This window comes from Providencia huaxiensis (assembly GCF_002843235.3).
In the GTDB taxonomy this organism is placed as follows: domain Bacteria; phylum Pseudomonadota; class Gammaproteobacteria; order Enterobacterales; family Enterobacteriaceae; genus Providencia; species Providencia huaxiensis.
The window spans coordinates 4,173,115-4,191,644 of record NZ_CP031123.2 but is presented as its reverse complement, the minus strand read 5'-3'; the positions used below and the strand labels follow the sequence as shown (position 1 = coordinate 4,191,644).

General features: G+C 39.8%; 17 protein-coding genes and 1 pseudogene. 11 read left to right on the top strand and 7 right to left on the bottom strand.

Annotated features, from left to right (window positions below):
• Positions 1 to 157: 157 nt before the first annotated feature.
• A complete protein-coding gene (locus CYG50_RS21140; RefSeq protein ID WP_102138903.1) occupies positions 158 to 2,089 on the top strand; it encodes an ABC transporter ATP-binding protein in 1,932 nt (643 codons plus the stop codon).
• A 162-nt stretch (positions 2,090 to 2,251) separates the two neighbouring features.
• Positions 2,252 to 2,905 (top strand): hypothetical protein, encoded by a 654-nt coding sequence (locus CYG50_RS21135; RefSeq protein ID WP_102138902.1) that lies wholly within the window; start codon positions 2,252 to 2,254, stop codon positions 2,903 to 2,905.
• Here the strand turns inward: CYG50_RS21135 and CYG50_RS23660 are convergent.
• From CYG50_RS23660 to CYG50_RS21120, 3 genes are all read right to left on the bottom strand, one after another.
• On the bottom strand, positions 2,871 to 3,449 hold the full coding sequence (locus CYG50_RS23660) for a biosynthetic peptidoglycan transglycosylase (RefSeq protein WP_168222874.1): 579 nt from the start codon (positions 3,447 to 3,449) through the stop codon (positions 2,871 to 2,873). The two genes, CYG50_RS21135 and CYG50_RS23660, sit on opposite strands and share 35 nt — an antisense overlap.
• 130 nt (positions 3,450 to 3,579) lie before the next feature.
• Entirely contained in the window at positions 3,580 to 5,844 is a 2,265-nt protein-coding gene (gene adiA, locus CYG50_RS21125; protein ID WP_102138900.1) for an arginine decarboxylase, read from the bottom strand.
• A gap of 104 nt (positions 5,845 to 5,948) precedes the next feature.
• Entirely contained in the window at positions 5,949 to 6,809 is an 861-nt protein-coding gene (locus tag CYG50_RS21120; protein ID WP_102138899.1) for a MurR/RpiR family transcriptional regulator, read from the bottom strand.
• Positions 6,810 to 7,064: 255 nt separating this feature from the next.
• On the opposite strand from CYG50_RS21120, the gene murQ reads away from it, so the two are divergent.
• From murQ to CYG50_RS21100, 4 genes and pseudogenes are all read left to right on the top strand, one after another.
• Positions 7,065 to 7,976 (top strand): N-acetylmuramic acid 6-phosphate etherase, encoded by a 912-nt coding sequence (gene murQ, locus CYG50_RS21115; protein ID WP_102138898.1) that lies wholly within the window; start codon positions 7,065 to 7,067, stop codon positions 7,974 to 7,976.
• A 26-nt stretch (positions 7,977 to 8,002) separates the two neighbouring features.
• Complete coding sequence (gene murP, locus CYG50_RS21110; RefSeq protein ID WP_102138897.1) at positions 8,003 to 9,466, top strand: PTS N-acetylmuramic acid transporter subunit IIBC; 1,464 nt, start codon at positions 8,003 to 8,005, stop codon at positions 9,464 to 9,466.
• A 108-nt stretch (positions 9,467 to 9,574) separates the two neighbouring features.
• Positions 9,575 to 9,936: pseudogene (locus CYG50_RS21105) on the top strand (type II toxin-antitoxin system RelE/ParE family toxin).
• Positions 9,920 to 10,219, top strand: a complete 300-nt coding sequence (locus tag CYG50_RS21100) for a helix-turn-helix domain-containing protein (protein ID WP_102138896.1) — start codon at positions 9,920 to 9,922, stop codon at positions 10,217 to 10,219. Before CYG50_RS21105 ends, CYG50_RS21100 begins: the two are co-directional and overlap by 17 nt.
• Positions 10,220 to 10,263: 44 nt before the next feature.
• On the opposite strand, the gene CYG50_RS21095 is transcribed toward CYG50_RS21100, so the two are convergent.
• Entirely contained in the window at positions 10,264 to 10,869 is a 606-nt protein-coding gene (locus CYG50_RS21095) for a LysE family translocator (RefSeq protein WP_102138895.1), read from the bottom strand.
• Positions 10,870 to 10,970: 101 nt separating this feature from the next.
• Between CYG50_RS21095 and CYG50_RS21090 the strand changes: the two genes are divergently transcribed.
• The 3 genes from CYG50_RS21090 (at position 10,971) to CYG50_RS21080 (ending at position 13,217) form a co-directional block, all read left to right on the top strand.
• Complete coding sequence (locus tag CYG50_RS21090) at positions 10,971 to 11,954, top strand: hydrolase (protein ID WP_102138894.1); 984 nt, start codon at positions 10,971 to 10,973, stop codon at positions 11,952 to 11,954.
• Complete coding sequence (locus CYG50_RS21085; RefSeq protein WP_102138893.1) at positions 11,951 to 12,169, top strand: YheU family protein; 219 nt, start codon at positions 11,951 to 11,953, stop codon at positions 12,167 to 12,169. The genes CYG50_RS21090 and CYG50_RS21085 overlap by 4 nt, the downstream gene beginning before the upstream one ends.
• Before the next feature lie 178 nt (positions 12,170 to 12,347).
• Positions 12,348 to 13,217, top strand: a complete 870-nt coding sequence (locus tag CYG50_RS21080) for a phosphoribulokinase (protein ID WP_004265947.1) — start codon at positions 12,348 to 12,350, stop codon at positions 13,215 to 13,217.
• Positions 13,218 to 13,307: 90 nt separating this feature from the next.
• Here CYG50_RS21080 and CYG50_RS21075 read toward each other — a convergent pair whose 3' ends face one another.
• The gene (locus CYG50_RS21075) at positions 13,308 to 13,709 is read right to left on the bottom strand and encodes an OsmC family protein (RefSeq protein WP_102138892.1); all 402 of its coding nucleotides are present in this window, start codon (positions 13,707 to 13,709) and stop codon (positions 13,308 to 13,310) included.
• A 355-nt stretch (positions 13,710 to 14,064) separates the two neighbouring features.
• On the opposite strand from CYG50_RS21075, the gene crp reads away from it, so the two are divergent.
• Both crp and CYG50_RS21065 read left to right on the top strand, forming a co-directional pair.
• Positions 14,065 to 14,697, top strand: coding sequence for a cAMP-activated global transcriptional regulator CRP (crp, locus tag CYG50_RS21070; RefSeq protein ID WP_006813718.1), 633 nt, complete (start codon positions 14,065 to 14,067; stop codon positions 14,695 to 14,697).
• Positions 14,698 to 14,891: 194 nt separating this feature from the next.
• The gene (locus CYG50_RS21065) at positions 14,892 to 16,121 is read left to right on the top strand and encodes a hypothetical protein (protein ID WP_102138891.1); all 1,230 of its coding nucleotides are present in this window, start codon (positions 14,892 to 14,894) and stop codon (positions 16,119 to 16,121) included.
• A gap of 63 nt (positions 16,122 to 16,184) precedes the next feature.
• On the opposite strand, the gene CYG50_RS21060 is transcribed toward CYG50_RS21065, so the two are convergent.
• Positions 16,185 to 17,399, bottom strand: a complete 1,215-nt coding sequence (locus CYG50_RS21060) for an aspartate aminotransferase family protein (RefSeq protein ID WP_102138890.1) — start codon at positions 17,397 to 17,399, stop codon at positions 16,185 to 16,187.
• 129 nt (positions 17,400 to 17,528) lie between these two features.
• Entirely contained in the window at positions 17,529 to 18,104 is a 576-nt protein-coding gene (locus CYG50_RS21055) for an aminodeoxychorismate synthase component II (protein WP_102138889.1), read from the bottom strand.
• Positions 18,105 to 18,530 lie beyond the last annotated feature (426 nt).

Here is an 18,530-nt window from a genome sequence, read left to right as displayed (position 1 = left end):
CATACTTCACGTTGCTGTGTTGTTGACTACGCGCATTCGCACTAGTCACCTGCTTAAGTAGGCTCCTAGCGACTCATTTGCTTGTCGCCTAACAGTACCGTGAATTATTTAGAGTATATACGTTGATAATTTAACATATTTTTAATAGACGGTTGCTATGATTGTTTTCTCTTCACTCCAAATTCGCCGAGGTGTTCGTGTCCTGCTGGACAATGCCACTGCGACTATTAACCCCGGCCAAAAAGTTGGTTTAGTGGGTAAAAACGGCTGCGGTAAATCGACGCTTCTTGCGTTATTAAAAGGCGAATTACAAGCTGAAGCAGGTTCTGCAACCTTTCCAAGCAATTGGTCTATGGCATGGGTTAACCAAGAAACGCCAGCTCTCGATGTGCCAGCGCTTGAGTATGTGATTGATGGAGACCGCGAGTTCCGCGCTCTAGAACAAAAACTTCAGCAAGCCAATGAAAAAAATGATGGCCATGCCATTGCTGTCGTACATGGGCAACTTGATGCCATTGATGCATGGACTATCCGTTCTCGCGCATCCAGTTTGCTACATGGTTTAGGCTTCAGCCAAGCACAGCTAGATTCCCCAGTAAAATCATTTTCAGGTGGATGGCGAATGCGTTTGAACTTGGCGCAGGCTTTGTTATGCCGCTCAGATTTGTTGCTGCTCGATGAGCCGACCAACCACCTTGATTTAGATGCAGTAATTTGGTTAGAAAAATGGTTGAAAAGCTACCAAGGCACCCTGATTTTGATTTCCCATGATAGGGATTTCCTCGACCCGATTATTGATAAAGTCCTGCATATCGAACAAGAAACGATGTTTGAATACACGGGTAACTACTCGTCATTTGAACGCCAACGCGCAACAAAGCTCGCTCAACAGCAAGCGTTATATGAAAGCCAACAAGCCAAAGCGGCGCATTTACAAAGTTATATTGACCGCTTTAGAGTGCAAGCCACCAAAGCCAAACAAGCACAAAGCCGTATTAAGATGCTTGAAAGAATGGAAATGGTCGCTCCGGCTCATGTGGATAACCCATTCCATTTTTCATTCCGTAAACCAGAAAGCTTACCGAATCCATTATTAAAAATGGAAAAAGTCAGCGCTGGCTATGGTGAAAAAGTCATTTTGCAATCCATCAAACTGAACTTAGTACCGGGTTCACGCATTGGCCTATTGGGGCGCAATGGCGCGGGTAAATCAACTTTAATCAAAATGTTAGCAGGTGATTTACCACCATTGCAGGGAGAAATAGCCCTCGCAAAAGGGATTAAACTCGGTTATTTCGCCCAGCACCAATTAGAGTATTTACACCCTGAAGAGTCACCTTTGCAGCATCTTGCCCGCCTTGCACCAGAGCAAACTGAGCAGCAGTTACGTGACTATTTAGGTGGTTTTGGCTTCAAAGGCGACCAAGTGACTGACCCAAGCGGCCGTTTCTCTGGCGGTGAAAAGGCCCGCTTAGTACTCGCTTTAATCGTCTGGCAACGCCCAAATTTACTGCTACTCGATGAGCCAACTAACCACTTGGACTTAGATATGCGCCAAGCACTTACCGAAGCCTTAATGGCCTTCGAAGGGGCTTTAGTTGTCGTTTCCCATGATAGGCATTTACTGCGCACCACCACCGATGAACTGTATTTAGTCCATGGCGGTTCTGTCGAGCAATTTGACGGTGATTTAGAAGATTACCAACAATGGCTAGCTGAGCAAAATAAGCTCGAATTACAGCAAGTTCGTGATCAACAAGAGAAAGACAAACCAGCAGCCGCGGCAACGGTTACAGCACAAGATAGAAAAGATCAAAAACGTCGTGAAGCTGAATTTCGTCAGTTAACTCAGCCTATCCGTAAAAAAATTACGGAATTGGAAAAGCAGATGGATAAACACTCCAACGCGCTGAGTGAGCTAGAAGCAAAACTTTCTGATGCTTCCATTTATGAACAAGATAAAAAAGCTGAATTGACGGAATGTTTGAAAAAACAAACTGAACATAAAGCCGCGCTTGAAGATGTCGAAATGGAGTGGATGGATTTGCAGGAACAGTTAGAAACCATGACCAGTGAGTTTGAAGCTTAAAAATAAGCTCAAATTTGTAAAAATTAATTATTCACAAAGACTATAGAGTACTAAGTTTATGCTGGTAGTTGTAGTCTTTGTTATGTAGCTAATGATAATATATAGCTGAATAATAATTCATTTTTAGTAAACAGAATATAAATAAATATTAAAGGATACCAAATGAGTATGTCTCCCATATATGCATTAATAATAGCCGCTATTGCATCAATAATGACACATTTATTTAGTTCTTTTCGTTTTAAAAATGAATTAACAATAAAGAAGAAAGAAAAAAACATTAATGATGCTAAAGACATGATTAGCCAATATGAAAAAGAGCTAGTTAAAAGAATCTATTTAACAAGAGCTTATCTTTATGACCTTATTGATTTAAAGATTAAAAATAAGGAGATCGATAGCTCATTTAGAGAGCTCTATAAGAAAACTATTAGTGAATGGAATTTAAGTTTAGACTATAAGTATAATGTCATTTATAGATCTGGAATGTTAGGTGAAACTGTTGGGCTACAAAAAATACAAAAAAACCTTAAGGAATTTCATGATTTTATAAATAATAACATGAAGAATAAAGAAAACCTCGATGAGGTCGAAATCCAAAAGCAAATTGAGTTATTAAAAAAATTTCAGCAAGAAACCTATGCATTTGTATCCAAATTACATCACAAAGCAGATGAAAACTGGAACACTATATTTTTAAGTCGTAGTAAAATTAAATATTTTTTCTATTTATGTTTTGATTATACTTTTAAAACACTAGTAATTTACATACTTCTTTCAATTACTTTATTTCTTTACGAATTTTTTGTTCGTTAGTGCAATACAAGTGACGAATATATTCCATACGGATATAAATATTTTTTATCCAACTATAATACAGCCTTCCTGGATAAGGTCTTTTTAAAAGAGATGCGATGAAAAAACAATCATTTAGTGACAACTCACTTGATGACTTCCCATCAAAAAAGGAATTTGTCATTTCATTAAACCCATTAATTCCGACACCAAAATAAGCACAAGATATATATGAGTTTATAATATCTTTTTTACTATATTTAAAATCTATAGCTATAGATAGGAAACACTCTCTAATTTTTCTTCTTATCGTTAATTCTCTTCGCCCTGTTAATGTCCTAACTAACTGCATATTAATTGTACTACCTCCTCCATATGATTTAACAAAAGCTCTTAATAGGGACTTAAAACTAACCCCATGATGTATAAAAAACTTCCTATCTTCAATAAGTAATATACTAATTATTAATTCATTATTTTTTATATAAAATCTATTGTTCGTAATATAATCACAGGCAACTTTGAAATCCCTACGAAAATTTGATAATTGTTTGATTATCCTCAAGTAACTTACCTTATAGAGTTCAGCATACAACCGATAACAACTTCTACTTCAGATATGCATAAAATAGCATACCTAAAACAGAATTACTGTAGCATACTGATTCTACAGGGCTACAGAATTCCATTTCTTTTTAGTTCACACACATCACATAATACTGGCCATCAATAATTTCAGTGCCTTCGGTTTCATGCTCAAAACCCGGAAACTCGCTGTCCCACGCTTGAAGACTATGCAAGTAGCCGATATGCGGGCTGTTTTTATCGCCAAAGCTTTCACCCGATAACAACATAGGGATACCCGGTGGATAAGGAATAATCGAGTTAGCCGCAATACGTCCGGCAAGTTTATCTAAAGGAACCGCCTCAACGCGGTTAGCGACAATTTCTTGATAAGCATCGCGTGGGCTCATCATCACGGCAGGAAGTTGCTCATAAGCCTGATTTAACTGCCCTCCAGGGTTATTTTTTTGCAGATACACAAACATTTTATTGCCTAGATCACGGAGCCCCATCTCACTATAGATCTCAGGAGCCGCTTCAACGACTTCAGGTAATACCTTTTTCAGTGCCGTATTGTTGTCATAATGGCGCTTAAACGACAGCAGCGCATTGACCAGCGTTCCCCATTTCCCTTTTGTAATTCCCATCGAAAACAAGAACATAATTTGGAAATCAGTCGTACGGGTCGGCACAATACCATAGTGATTTAACCATGCCGTGACTAACGCAGCTGGGACGCCGCTACCCAGTAATTTACCGTCATCTCCCATTCCCGGTGACAAGATACTCACTTTAATCGGGTCCAGCATTGCCCAATTTTCAGGGATATCTTTAAAACCATGCCATTTATCTTCGGGGTTCATCACCCAACAGCTTTGTTCTTTCATCAACAGCTCAACAGGGGCGTCTTCAAAAGCATAGCGTTTACCTGTTGCTGGGTCTTTTACCATTTCTTGATTCCATGGTTTGAAGAACCACTCATCGTCATTGATAAATTCTTTGTATAGATAGCCCAGTGATTGACGGAAGTCTATGGCTTCACGGATCACTTCATCAGTAAGTGAGCGCCCACTGTTACCGTCCATCATGTCTGCGGCAATATCATTTGAGGCACAAATTGCATATAGCGGCGAAGTGGTCGCATGCATATGATAGGCTTGGTTAAAACGATTGAAATCAATCGAATTACGGCCATTTCGAACGTGGATAAATGAAGCTTGCGAAAGCGCATTCAATAATTTGTGCGTAGAGTGAGTCGCAAAAACAGTGGGTTCATCGTCTTTTCTAGGATCATCACGCATCGCAAAGTGGTCATGGTAGATAGGGTTAAAACGTGCGTAGCCGTACCATGCCTCGTCGAAATGGATTCTATCTAATGATTTATCCAGCAAATCCTGTACTTTACGTGCGTGATAACATACGCCATCGTAAGTACAGTTGGTTACGACGCTATATGCAGGCCGTTTGCCTATTTTATCCGAAGTTAATGGATTTTCAGCGATTTTCTCAGCAATCGCTTCCGGTGTCATTTCTTGAGGGTAAATCGGGCCAATGATGCCATAACGATTGCGGCTTGGTGTCATATAAACCGGTTTTGCTCCAGTTAAAATCAAACCTTGTTCAATAGATTTGTGGCAGTTGCGGTCAATCACAACAACATCGTCATCCGTCATGCAAGCTTGCATGATCGTTCGGTTCGAACCTGATGTTCCCACGACCACGGAATAAGATTGGTCAGCCCCAAAAATGCGTGCGGCATTCCTTTCACATTCACCAAATGCGCCAGTGTGGTCTAACAGTGAACCCACAGCAACCCGCTCTATACCAATATCCGTACGAAATAAGTTCTCCCCAAAGAAATCATGATAGATGCGACCTGCGGGGGTTTTGGTGAACCCAACACCACCTTGATGCCCCGGTGCTGCCCATGAATATTCATGTACATCACTGTATTTAATCAAGCTTTTCATCAACGGGGGTAATAAATTAGCACGGTAACGGATAATCGCGGCAAGGACACGGCCTGCAATAAAATCTGCGGAATCTTCTAAAATCCACGCAAATTCATCGACTTGTTCCATCATCTTACGGTCAAATGCTGTCAAGGCTTCTTCACGATCACTTAATAAAAAGACAGGGACATCTTCTTGCCTGCGGTGAAGTTGGGTAATTAACTGATGTGCTTGCGTTTGTTCCTGCGTGTCTGACATATCACGACCATATAACAAACAGTCAATACTAGTATTTGACCGAATGTATGCCATCCCATCTTCAAAATTACGAATGATCACGGTTTCTACGTGCTCATCTTTAAGTTCACTGGCGAGTCTTGCTACGGCATGGCTAATAACGGAGTCGTCATCGGTTAATTCCGTATAAACTATGAGTGCTCTCATCAATAACTCCCTTTTAACGTTTTAAAATCAAAATACTTATGATATTAGTCTTAACGCAAATAAAGCTTGATTGCAAAGTTATCGATGAGGATCTAAGTCATCAATCATTCATCTAATTTATTAATCACTACTCTTGCATTCATAACCAATGACTTCGCTTTCGCTTCCCTTCGTTGCAACAACGCCATGAAGATCAAATCAGTCAGTGTGTTTTGTGCAGTTCTTGATGAAATTGACGAACTACGCCATTCATCCTCCTCTGCGATACTTTCAAGAACATAATCAGCAATTTGCCCTAATGGTGAATCACCATCACGAGTAATCGCGATAACGCATGCCCCTTGCTTACGTGCAATATTCGCTGCTGTTAGCATGTCTTTACGCCTTCCTGTAAAAGAAATGACGATTTGTACGTCATGGGTATTAAGCGTGAGCGCAGCCGCTATTTGCACATGATGGTCTGACTCCACGAGTGTTGTAATACCAATTTTTTGTAATTTGTAACTTAAATCTTTCGCTGTTAATCCTGACCCACCAATACCGACAATTTGAACTCTCTGTGATTGGTCTATTCGTTCAACAATTCTTTCAAATTGCTTGAAATCAATTAGTTTTGTTGTTTCTGTGATTGAATGATTTTTTTCCATTGCCAGTTTCTGGGCAACAACCATCAAGTTGTCATCAGGCGCAATACGATTATGTAGAGCAGAATGAGGCGCTCCTTCCTTAAGTTGCTGGCGCCCAATAATCTCACTAAGTGCGAGTTTCAAAGCGGGATACCCCTTTACCCCAACTTTCTGACTAAACTTAACGATAGCAGACTGGCTGACATCTAAAATTTCCGCTAATTGCTGAGATGACAGATTCAGTACATTTTCGGGATTTTCAAGGATAAATTGTGCAATTTTGCGTTGGTTTTCCGCTAATCGCGGTAATGAGCAAGTAATGATATCTAATAGTGTCATGACACCCTCTCGAGATTAGCGTTCTTTTTTCGTTTTACAGAATAAATTAATAATAAATTATTCCTATTTTATTTGACCGATGACTTGAAAATAATTGTTTAAATTCAATCAACAATAGACATTCAATCTAAACTAAGTAACAAAATATTCTTTTATATTCGCAAATTAGAATAGGTAACACCGTGATTTTAATCACACCAAAGGAATAAATAATTCCTTAATATTAGTTCAATAACTGATTTAGGAGCAATTTTTATGACTATCGACTTAAGCAAAATGGTAACTGAAAGCCGTAATGAGGCCAGTACCAATATTGACCAACTCTCAACGGCTGAAATGCTGAAGGTCATTAATGATGAGGACAAGCTCGTTCCGTTAGCGGTTGAAAAAGTGCTCCCTGAAATTGCCCAACTGGTTGATAAAGTTGCAGAAGCCTTTTTAAAAGGGGGTCGTTTGATTTACTCGGGTGCAGGAACCTCTGGCCGTTTAGGGATCCTTGATGCCAGTGAGTGCCCACCAACTTATGGAACGCCCCATGAACAAGTTGTCGGTTTAATTGCCGGTGGTCACCAAGCTATCTTCCGTGCCGTAGAAAATGCAGAGGATAAGCCTGAGCTGGGTGAACAAGACCTCAAAGATATTCAATTCAATAAAAATGATGTACTCGTCGGCATCGCGGCCAGTGGGCGTACTCCCTATGTGTTAGGCGCGCTCGCTTACGCACGCCAAGTTGGTGCCACCACCGCGGCTATCAGCTGTAACCCTAATAGCCCTGTGGCTAATAGTGCTGATATCGCCATCACACCCGTTGTTGGCCCAGAGGTCGTTACGGGTTCTTCCCGTATGAAAGCGGGAACAGCCCAAAAATTGGTACTAAATATGATAACCACAGGGGCAATGATCCGTATCGGAAAAGTGTTTGGTAATTTAATGGTCGATGTCGAAGCAACAAATGCCAAACTTATTGAAAGACAAACAAAAATTGTGATGGAAGCGACACAATGCGATAGAAACACCGCAGAGTCTGCGCTTCAACAATGTGATAGGCACTGTAAAACCGCCATTTTAATGGTGTTATCTGGCTTGAATGCCGATGAAGCACGCCAGTTACTCTCTAATAATAATGGCTTTATTCGCACAGCACTCAATATCGCTACCTCCGCCTAACCTGCGGATTTTATGAGATAAATAGCATGGCTAAAATAACAATAGAAATGATGCAGCAAGTTCTGCAACACGTTGGTGGTCGTCGCAACATTAAGTTAGCAGGCAACTGTATGACACGCCTACGCTTGACGCTCAATGACGATCAGTTGGTCGACAAAGCCGCACTTAAACAAATCGCAGGAGTCCTTGGTGTTATTGAAAGTGATGAACAACTGCAAATCATCGTGGGCCCCGGCAAAGCACAAACTGCTGCGGATTTAATGAATCAATTGCTAGAAAGTGAAGATGACGACCATCAGGAGCCATCTTCCCCTCAAGACCTGAAAGATATTGCATCCGCAAACAAGCAGCAACTGAAAAAGAAACAAACCAGTGCCGTTCACCGATTTTTATCAAAATTTGCCACGATATTTACACCATTAATTCCGGGTTTTATTGCTGCTGGCTTATTATTAGGTTTTGCAACACTGGCAAAACAGAGCTATTTTCCTGCGGGTCTCCCGACAAAGCCTGAAGAGCAAACCCTACTCGTACATACTATTTTATATATGTCAGTATTTAGCAAAGGGCTGTTTAGCTTTCTAAGTATTCTTATTGGTTATAACACTCAAAAAGCCTTTGGCGGTAGCGCAGTAAATGGCGCCATCATCGCTTCACTGTTTGTTCTTGGATACAACCCAGAAATAGCCAAAGGGTTCTATTCTGACATGAATAGCTTCTTCGGGTTAGCTATCGACCCAAGAGGTAACATTATTGGGGTCTTGATTGCATGTATTTTTGGCGCATGGGTCGAAAAACAGGTACGTAAAATCATCCCAGCTAACCTTGATATGATTTTAACTTCAACAATTACCCTGTTAATTGTTGGTGCTGCGGTGTTTATCTTCATCATGCCAATTGGCAGTTGGTTATTCTCTGGCATGTCATGGCTTTTTGTGCATTTAAGCAGCAACCCATTCGGAACGGCAATACTAGCAGGGCTGTTCTTGATTGCAGTAATGTTTGGCGTGCACCAAGGTTTTGTTCCGGTATATATGGCATTGGTTGAAACTCAAGGCTTTAACTCACTTTTCCCTATCCTAGCGATGGCAGGTGGTGGGCAAGTTGGTGCCGCAATGGCGTTGTATGTTAAAGCCGCGAAAGATTCGATATTACGTAACCAAATTCGTGGGGCCATCATTCCAGGTTTCTTAGGTGTCGGTGAGCCGCTGATCTACGGTGTCACTCTTCCGCGGATGAAGCCGTTTGTCACAGCATGTTTAGGTGGTGCTGCGGGAGGTTTCTTTGTTGGATTAGTGGCTTGGATGGGGTTACCGGTTGGTTTAAATACTGTCTTTGGCCCATCCGGCTTAGTCGCTATCCCAATGATGACCTCTGCTGATGGCGTGTTCCCAGGAATGTTAGTTTATGTAGGCGGGTTATTCACATCCTACTTATTCGGTTTTATTTTTACTTACTTCTTTGGGACAAAAAATGTCGATTTAGATTAATAACTCGATCAAACAAAAAAGCAGCTAGTTGGCTGCTTTTTTGTTCTTGACATCATAAGCCACAGCTTATAATTTCTGTATACGTCATAGCTTATGCAAGGATGCATCGTGTGGATAGTCATATTAACACCTCGTTTTGAAACCTGGCTAAACAAACAAAATGGGCGCACTCAAGAAAAAATTTTAGCTGCACTCAGAAATTTAGAAGTTTTGGCCCAAGATTGCCTCGCCCCTATGCCGATACAATAAAAGGCTCTAAGTACAGCAGCATGAAAGAACTCAGGGTTCAACATGCAGGCAAAGCCCTCCGCGCATTTTTTGTATTTGATATTCAGCGGCAAGCGATTGTTTTATGTGGTGGTGATAAAAGTAATGACAAACTTTTTTATCAAACTATGGTACGAATCGCGGATGATGAGTTTACTGCATATCTAAAATTGATGGAGAAAAAAAATGAAGACCCTACATGATGTAATTGCTGAACGCTGCCCAGAAAGCCAAGCAAGAATTAACGAGTTAGCGGATGAAATGATACTTGCAACGGGGCTTCAGTTAATGCGAGAGGAACTTAATATTTCGCAAAAGATGCTAGCCAGCCGCCTTGGTATTTCTCAACCAGCTATTACTCAAATTGAACAACGAGGCAATGATCTTAAACTGGCAACATTAAAACGCTATGTTGAAGCAATTGGAGGTAAACTCAGCCTTACGATTGAATTACCGACAGGTAATAGCCGAGTCTTTCATATCTAGATTCACCAAGAAGCTCAATTATACTCGCTTCTTGGTAAAGCTGATCATTCCAACCAAATTAACGGCACACACAGTGCAGTTAATAAGCCCATTACCCAGTTAAAAATAAACCAAGCACGGCGGCTGCGTAAAAATAAGCTAATTAAAGAACCAAACCCCATCCAAATCAGGCCAGCCAGCAAATTCACGATCACAAAGGCAACACTCATTATTAAAATTGATTGAGTAAATAACTCACCGGGGAGGCTAAATCCCCCTACAGCACCTAAACCCATCATCCACGCTTTTGGGTTTAAAAATTGCAATAAGCCCCCTTGATACCAAGTCACGCTTTTCGCGACTTCGCTATTGGTCTTAAGTGGTGCATAATTAGCGGTGGCGGTTTTCCATGCGAGCCAAAGTAAATACAAGCTCCCAGCAATTTTTAATGCGATATGAATGGCGGGATAAAGCAGTAAAAGTGCAGCAATACCGAATGCAGAAAGATAAAGTATGGATTGCATGCCTAACATAATACCAAAGCATAATGTTATCGTATGGCGAAAACCGTAGTTTGCTGCACTTGACGTTAGCAACATATTGTTAGGGCCGGGAGTGACTGCAGCAATGAATAAAAACGTAAAAAGAGAAAAAACCAGCCCCAATGTCATTTATAATTTAGCCTCAAACTCAAATTTGTTTACTTGCATCACAAAAAAATAACAGTATGTTATGTGACTCACAAGAGTCTCCATTAAATAAAAATAAGGCTATGTCAGAAAACTTTCGTCCAATAAGTTGGGCTAAAAATCCACACCTCCAAACATTACTGCCAAGGATTTTCCGTAGAACACCGAAAATCAAACCGATATGGCAGCGCCTTGAATTGCCAGATGGCGATTTTATCGATCTCGCTTGGAGCGAAAAACCTGAGCTAGCGGCGCACAAGCCACGTTTAGTGATATTCCATGGCCTAGAAGGGAATTTTAAGAGCCCTTATGCCCACGGGATGCTAGAAGCTGCCCAAAATAACGGTTGGTTGGGTGTGGTGATGCACTTTAGAGGTTGTAGCGGTGAGCCAAATCGCCAGCAGCGAATTTACCATTCAGGCGAAACAAATGACGCCCGCTATTTCCTCCGTTGGCTAAAAAAGACCTTTGGGGATGCACCAACCGCAGCTGTTGGTTATTCTCTTGGGGGCAATATGTTAGCCTGCTATCTCGCTGAAAGTGGGCAAAATGCAGATATCGATGCGGGTGTTGTTGTTTCTGCCCCTTTGATGTTGGAAGCCTGTTCTTTGCGAATGGAAAAAGGGATATCTCAATTCTATCAACGCTATTTACTAAATGGCTTAAAACGTAATGCAACGCGTAAATTAGTGCGCTACCCGGGATCACTCCCTTTAAACCTACTGCAATTGAAGCAGCTTAAGCGGATCCGTGAGTTTGATGATGTGATTACTGCGCGTATTCATGGGTTTGATGATGCTACCGATTATTATCAAAAATGCAGTGCATTGCCCAAATTAGCTTATATCACTAAACCAACGTTAATTATTCACGCCAAAGATGATCCATTTATGGCACCTGAAGTTGTGCCTGATTTATCATTTTTACCCCACAATGTGGAATACCAAATGACGGAACATGGCGGACACGTAGGCTTTGTGAGCGGTACCTTGAGAAAACCGCAAATGTGGTTAGAAACCCGCATTCCCCAATGGTTAATGCCTTATTTAAATAAGGAAATAATGTGATTGTTCCATGGCAAGAACTTGCCCCTGAAACATTGGAAAATCTGATTGAAAGCTATGTTTTACGAGAAGGGACAGACTATGGCTCCCATGAAAAAAGCTTGCAAGATAAGGTTAACGATGTGAAACGGCAGTTAGTTTCTGGTGAAATTGTGCTAGTCTGGTCTGAATTGCATGAATCGGTTAATTTCATGCCTAAGGGAAGTTTTTCTTTATGATATTTTTATTCCGTGGTTCATTTTGACGTCATCATCTACCATAAATTAAGTTGGGTGTTTTCTAACGCAACCATGTTGTAAAACTATCAAATAAGGCTCATAACTCTAACACCCGTTAATCCGCTTCATGCACTGTTGATTAAAATAGTGCTTATTAGCGCAACACAGGGAGTCTGCGATGTCCAAAAAGCACCCAATCATAGCCATCACCGGTTCAAGCGGTGCTGGCACAACCTCAACTAGCCAAGCATTTCGTAAAGTTTTTCACCAATTAAATATCCAACCGGCAACACTGGAAGGGGATAGCTTTCACCGCTATACACGTCCTGAAATGGATATGGCTATCCGTAAAGCCAGAGAACAAGGGCGGCACATCAGTTATTTTGGCCCCGAAGCGAATGATTTTGCTTTGCTTGAACAAACCTTAGTCGACTACGCAAAAACCGGCTGTGGGCAGTCCCGTAAATATCTACATACTTATGATGAAGCGGTACCTTATGGCTTGCAACCTGGGACATTCACCCCTTGGGAACCGCTGCCAGACAAAACAGATATTTTATTTTATGAGGGGCTGCATGGGGGTGTTGTTACTCCAGAACATAATGTTGCACAACATGTTGATTTGCTTGTCGGTGTTGTCCCTATTGTCAACTTAGAATGGATCCAAAAATTGATCCGCGATACCACAGAGCGAGGGCACTCTCGCGAAGCAGTCATGGACTCGGTTGTGCGTTCTATGGGGGACTATATTAATTACATCACGCCACAATTCTCTCGCACTCACATCAATTTCCAACGTGTTCCAACGGTAGACACATCTAACCCATTCTCAGCAAAAGCGATTCCGTCACAAGACGAAAGCTTTATTGTGATCCGTTTTCGTGGGCTAGAACAAATTGATTTCCCCTATTTGCTATCAATGATATCTGGCTCATTTATTTCCGCAATGAATACAATTGTCGTTCCAGGAGGGAAATTGGGGTTAGCAATGGAATTAATTATGGCACCAATAGTCGAAAAATTAATTAATCAAAAGAACAACAATTAAATTATTTTTTGATTAATAAACAAGATGCTTATCATTAATTAAGATAAGCATCTTTCAATTCAAATATATTAGTAAAAATTAAATTTATTTTTAGTTTTTTATTTCAAAGCTGTGTGTGACTTCAACGGTTTTCTCTAACATCAATGCCACTGAGCAATATTTTTCAGCAGAAAGTTGAACAGCACGTTCGACCGCTTTTTCCGTTAATTCATTCCCAGTTACAATAAAATGCAAATGGATTTTCACAAAATAACGCGGGGCTTCTTCACGGCGCTGTGAGGTTAATTTAACTTCACAATCAGTAACATCGTAACGGCCCTTTTGTAAAATCGAAACGACATCAATCGCGCTACAGCCGCCGGCCGCCATTAGCACCATTTCCATTGGACTTGGCGCTTTATCGCCCGCATTGCCATCCATCATCACTTGGTGCCCAGACGCTGACTCCCCTAAAAAAGAAAGTCCTTCAACCCACTTTACTCTTGCTTCCATTGTATTTCCCCTTGAAATGAAATCGATTTAAAGGCTACATTGTTCCATAGATACAATGAATGTTATATCAACTTTATTTGGCTGAAGCGATACAGGGAAGACTTTCTGTATTGGATATGCTACAAACAATACTTAGTTGATAGGATTAAGATCAAAACTCAACGGTTTAATTGATCATATTATAGTGTTGATATCAATTTGCGTTACCAAAAGCAATCAAAAGCGCTGAAGTAATCAGCCTCTTGATTATTTAAAGGTATATAAGGCAAATTAATATGCTAAGCTAGTGACTTTAAAGCCAGCCTTTCTAGACGTTTTTCCGAATGGCTGCAATAACATACAGAGGATAACGCTAATGGTTCTCGGCAAGCCACAAACAGACCCTACTCTTGAATGGTTTTTGTCACACTGCCATATTCATAAATATCCATCCAAGAGCACTCTTATCCATCAGGGTGAGAAAGCAGAAACCCTTTACTATATCGTTAAAGGTTCGGTGGCTGTTTTAATTAAAGATGAAGAAGGCAAAGAAATGATCCTCTCTTACCTGAATCAAGGGGATTTCATTGGTGAGCTTGGGTTATTTGAAGAAGGGCAAGAACGCACTGCGTGGGTTAGAGCAAAAGTCGCCTGCGAAGTTGCTGAAATTTCATATAAAAAATTCCGTCAATTGATTCAGGTAAACCCTGATATTTTAATGCGCCTTTCTGCGCAAATGGCTAGCCGCCTACAAACAACATCTGAGAAAGTCGGTAACCTTGCATTCTTGGACGTTACTGGCCGTATTGCTCAAACGCTATTAAATTTAGCCAAACAACCCGATGCAATGACACATCCAGACGGTATGCAAATCAAAATCACTCGTCAGGAAATAGGCCAAATCGTAGGTTGTTCCCGTGAAACAGTTGGTCGTATTTTAAAAATGTTAGAAGACCAAAACCTGATCTCTGCACATGGTAAAACCATTGTTGTTTACGGCACTCGTTAATTAACCTTTCAGCCTCGCTCTCTTGGCGAGGCATGCAATTTAAAATAACGTTATACCTCTGGTATAACGTTATTTTTTCTTATCCATAGCCTATTTATATACTTTCATTAATGAGTGTCGTTTCTTTATATTTTTCTAGCTAATGATCACACTAAGATAATGGTAACAAAACTATTACTAGGAGATTATTAGTCGTGGAGTTAAATACTAAAGTAAATAATATAAAAAGTTCACCTAATTATATGGATAATAAAAAAATTACATCCAAAAACCTTTCATTTATTGAAGGGTTAAATATTATTAATCCATTAAATACAGGAGGTTATAAGAAAGTAAATCTCGCTATTAAAACTTGTGAGTTTTACAAGAGAGAACAACCCGAGCTAAGCCAACTCCCTTATTCACAACCTGTTGGAAAAATCAAAATTCCCTATATTTATCAAGAGGAATATTTGGTTTCCCCATCAAATGTCTTTAAAAATAATATTACAACAGAAAATAATTCAACAAAAAATATTAAACTGGAAAATACTCCTATGAAAACTAGCAACTCTAATGCAGAGTTAATTAATACTACCAAAAAAAATTTTTTAGTTAAAGATTTCGGTATCAATAAGTTAAAACACTTTTTCCATGAGTCTATTGAAAAAATAAAATCTACTAGCAAAATTCAAAGTTTAATTATCAAAAATAAAACAATACCAAGAAATGAAGATATCTATCATGTTAGATTTTATAATAATAAAGACGCTAACAGTATCATCATGCAAAAAAACAATAAAGAAACAGAGTGCATTGACTTAGAATGGGATAGCTACACCGAAGAACCAAGCTACTTTTTGGGTACATTAGATGAATCAGCGTATCCAAGTTATGAAAATTTAAATTTTGGCTTAAGCCACGATAGTTTTAAAAAAATTCTCCATCTTACTAACTTTCATTCGAGCAATGAGAGCTTAAACTCTAATTCCTCTGGTTATCAATCAGATAGCAATCCCTCTTTAGGTAATTCAGTGTGCTTTTCAGATGACTTTCCACATCAAGAGAAAAATAAAAACATTAGATTAATAAGTGAAAATTTCAGTAATCTAAATAAAAATGAAATTACAGATAATAAAGCGAACGAAACCAGACTACCTAAAAAAGAAAAAAATAGGATAGCTAGAAAGCTAAAACAAACACAGGCAGAAAAAATGGACAAATTAGCCAAAGGAAATAGTTCAACAGGCTATATTCATCCTTCTCGTCGAAATAAAATAAATAACTCAATTAAAATTGAAAAAATAAATCATCTTGATAGACAAATAGCTGGGCTGAAAGCTCTGAAAAGAGAATACCAAGAAATGGCTGTTATGACTTCAACACATGAAAAAAAAATTGAACAATTAGTATTAGAAGCTCAACAAAGTATCGTAAAAAAGTAAAAAATTTAATCAATAAAATGTTTATTGCAGAGGCAAAATGCCTCTGCAACTTTACTCTACAATTTAACCCAATAACTTACCAATAGCCGTTTCTAATTTCGCCATCCCACTATTAATTTCTTCCTCAGAAATAATCAGTGAAGGCGTAAAACGTAAAACATTCGTGCCAGCATTGAGCATCATCAGACCTTCTACAGCACTGGCTTGCAAAATATCTTTCGAACGGTTTAATAGTTTTCCGTCTAACTCCGCGCCGATTAATAACCCCATTCCTCTGATCTCAGAAAAGATGTGGTATTTATCGTTAAGTTTATTTAAATGAGCAACAAATAATTCACGACGCTTTTCGACACCACTTAACACTTCTTCAGTATTAATAATATCAAATGCCGCATTCCCCACCGCACAAGCTAATGGATTGCCACCATAAGTCGTACCGTGCGCCCCCACTTCCATGGTTTTTGCCACTTCTTCAGTGGTGATCATTGCACTGATAGGAAAACCGCCACCCAATGCTTTTGCCGTGGTTAAAATATCAGGCACAACGTTGTAATGCATATAAGAAAATAGTTTGCCTGTACGCCCCATACCGCTTTGTACTTCGTCAAAAATGAGTAGTGCGTTATTGTCGTCACACAGCTTACGAACTCCTTGCAGAAATTCTGATGTTGCTGCGGTTACACCACCTTCCCCTTGTACGGGCTCTAACACCACTGCACAGGTATTTTCATCAATCACCGCTTTGACTGCATCAAGGTCATTAAAAGGCACATGAATAATATCCGCGGGTTTTGGCCCAAAGCCATCTGCATATTTCGCTTGCCCACCAACCGAAACGGTAAATAATGTGCGCCCATGAAAAGCTTGTTTAAAAGCAATAATCTTCGTTTTATATGGGTTATATTTGGTGATAGCGTAGCGACGCGCTAATTTAAACGCGGCTTCGTTAGCTTCTGAGCCGGAATTCACAAAAAATGCACGGTCAGCAAATGTCGCATTCGTGAGCTTTTGTGCTAACTTCAGCGCCTGCTCGTTGGTGAAAATATTACTGACATGCCATAGCTTTTCGCTTTGTTCACGCACAGCCGACACCAAACTAGGGTGGCAATGCCCCAAAGCAAGAACAGCGATCCCACCGGCAAAATCAATATATTCTTTACCTTGCTGATCCCAAACGCGGCTCCCTTCGCCTTTAACTGGAATAAATTCCGCCGGCGAAAAAATAGGCAACATAACTTGATCAAAAGTCTGCCGATTTACTACTGGTTGCTCTGACATACCCCTCACCTGCTCTTATTTAATGCGAAAATGAAAACATAAGCATTAAATATGAATAAAAAATCAAAAAAGAGCAATAGCAAAGGGCATAATATGCATAATTAATTTATTCTGAACGATATTTCTAAATTAATATTTCAGAAAATTATTGAGTAATTCATGACCTTGTTCACTCAGAATGCTTTCAGGATGGAACTGAACGCCCTCTATAGGCAAGGTTTTGTGCCGTATTCCCATGATTTCATCAACATCACCATTATTCAGTGACCACGCTGATACATCAAAAGAAACAGGAAGCGTCTCTGCCGCAATCACCAGAGAATGGTAGCGTGTCACTGTCAAGGGGCGGTTCAAGCCCTTGAATACACCTTGATGGTTATGGTGGATAGCGGAGGTTTTACCGTGCATAACTTCTCGTGCTTTAACGACTGATGCACCAAAAGCTTGCCCAATCGCTTGATGCCCTAAGCAAATGCCTAAAATAGGTAGTTTACCTGCAAAGTATTTGATCGCCTCAAGGGAGATGCCAGCCTCATCCGGTGTACATGGCCCAGGTGAAATCACAAGATGTGTAGGCGAAAGCTGTTCAATTTCTTCGATGGTAATTTCATCATTACGTTTTACAACAACTTCAGTCCCTAACTCACAAAAGTATTGGTATAAGTTGTAAGTAAATGAATCGTAATTATCAATAAGTAGAAGCATATTAGCCTATCCGACTGATTTTTATCATTATGTATTAATTCTTATGCATATTTTTATCGTGTTGGCAATCAGAACGATGATTAAAACACCATAAAAATAATAAGGGCGGCTATCATAGCACAGCCAAAGCAGGAAAATAGCCTATTTAAGTCAATGATTGTTTTTTATCGGAGATAAGTTTCCATATAAAAATCATGGAATTATATTTACATCCCTATAACAAACCGGTATTTTGATTAAGATTTACTTTAAATACAACGAAATAAAAGGTTATTAAAAATGAGTAGAAGCTGACACATTTTAGCTAAGGCTGTTAATGAAGGGAAACTCAAAGGGGGAGTGAAAACGTTGTTTTTTATAAAAGTGGGCACGTTAAAGCAACCTACCCACTGTATTCGACACGATAGTTTTTAATCACTACCGTTT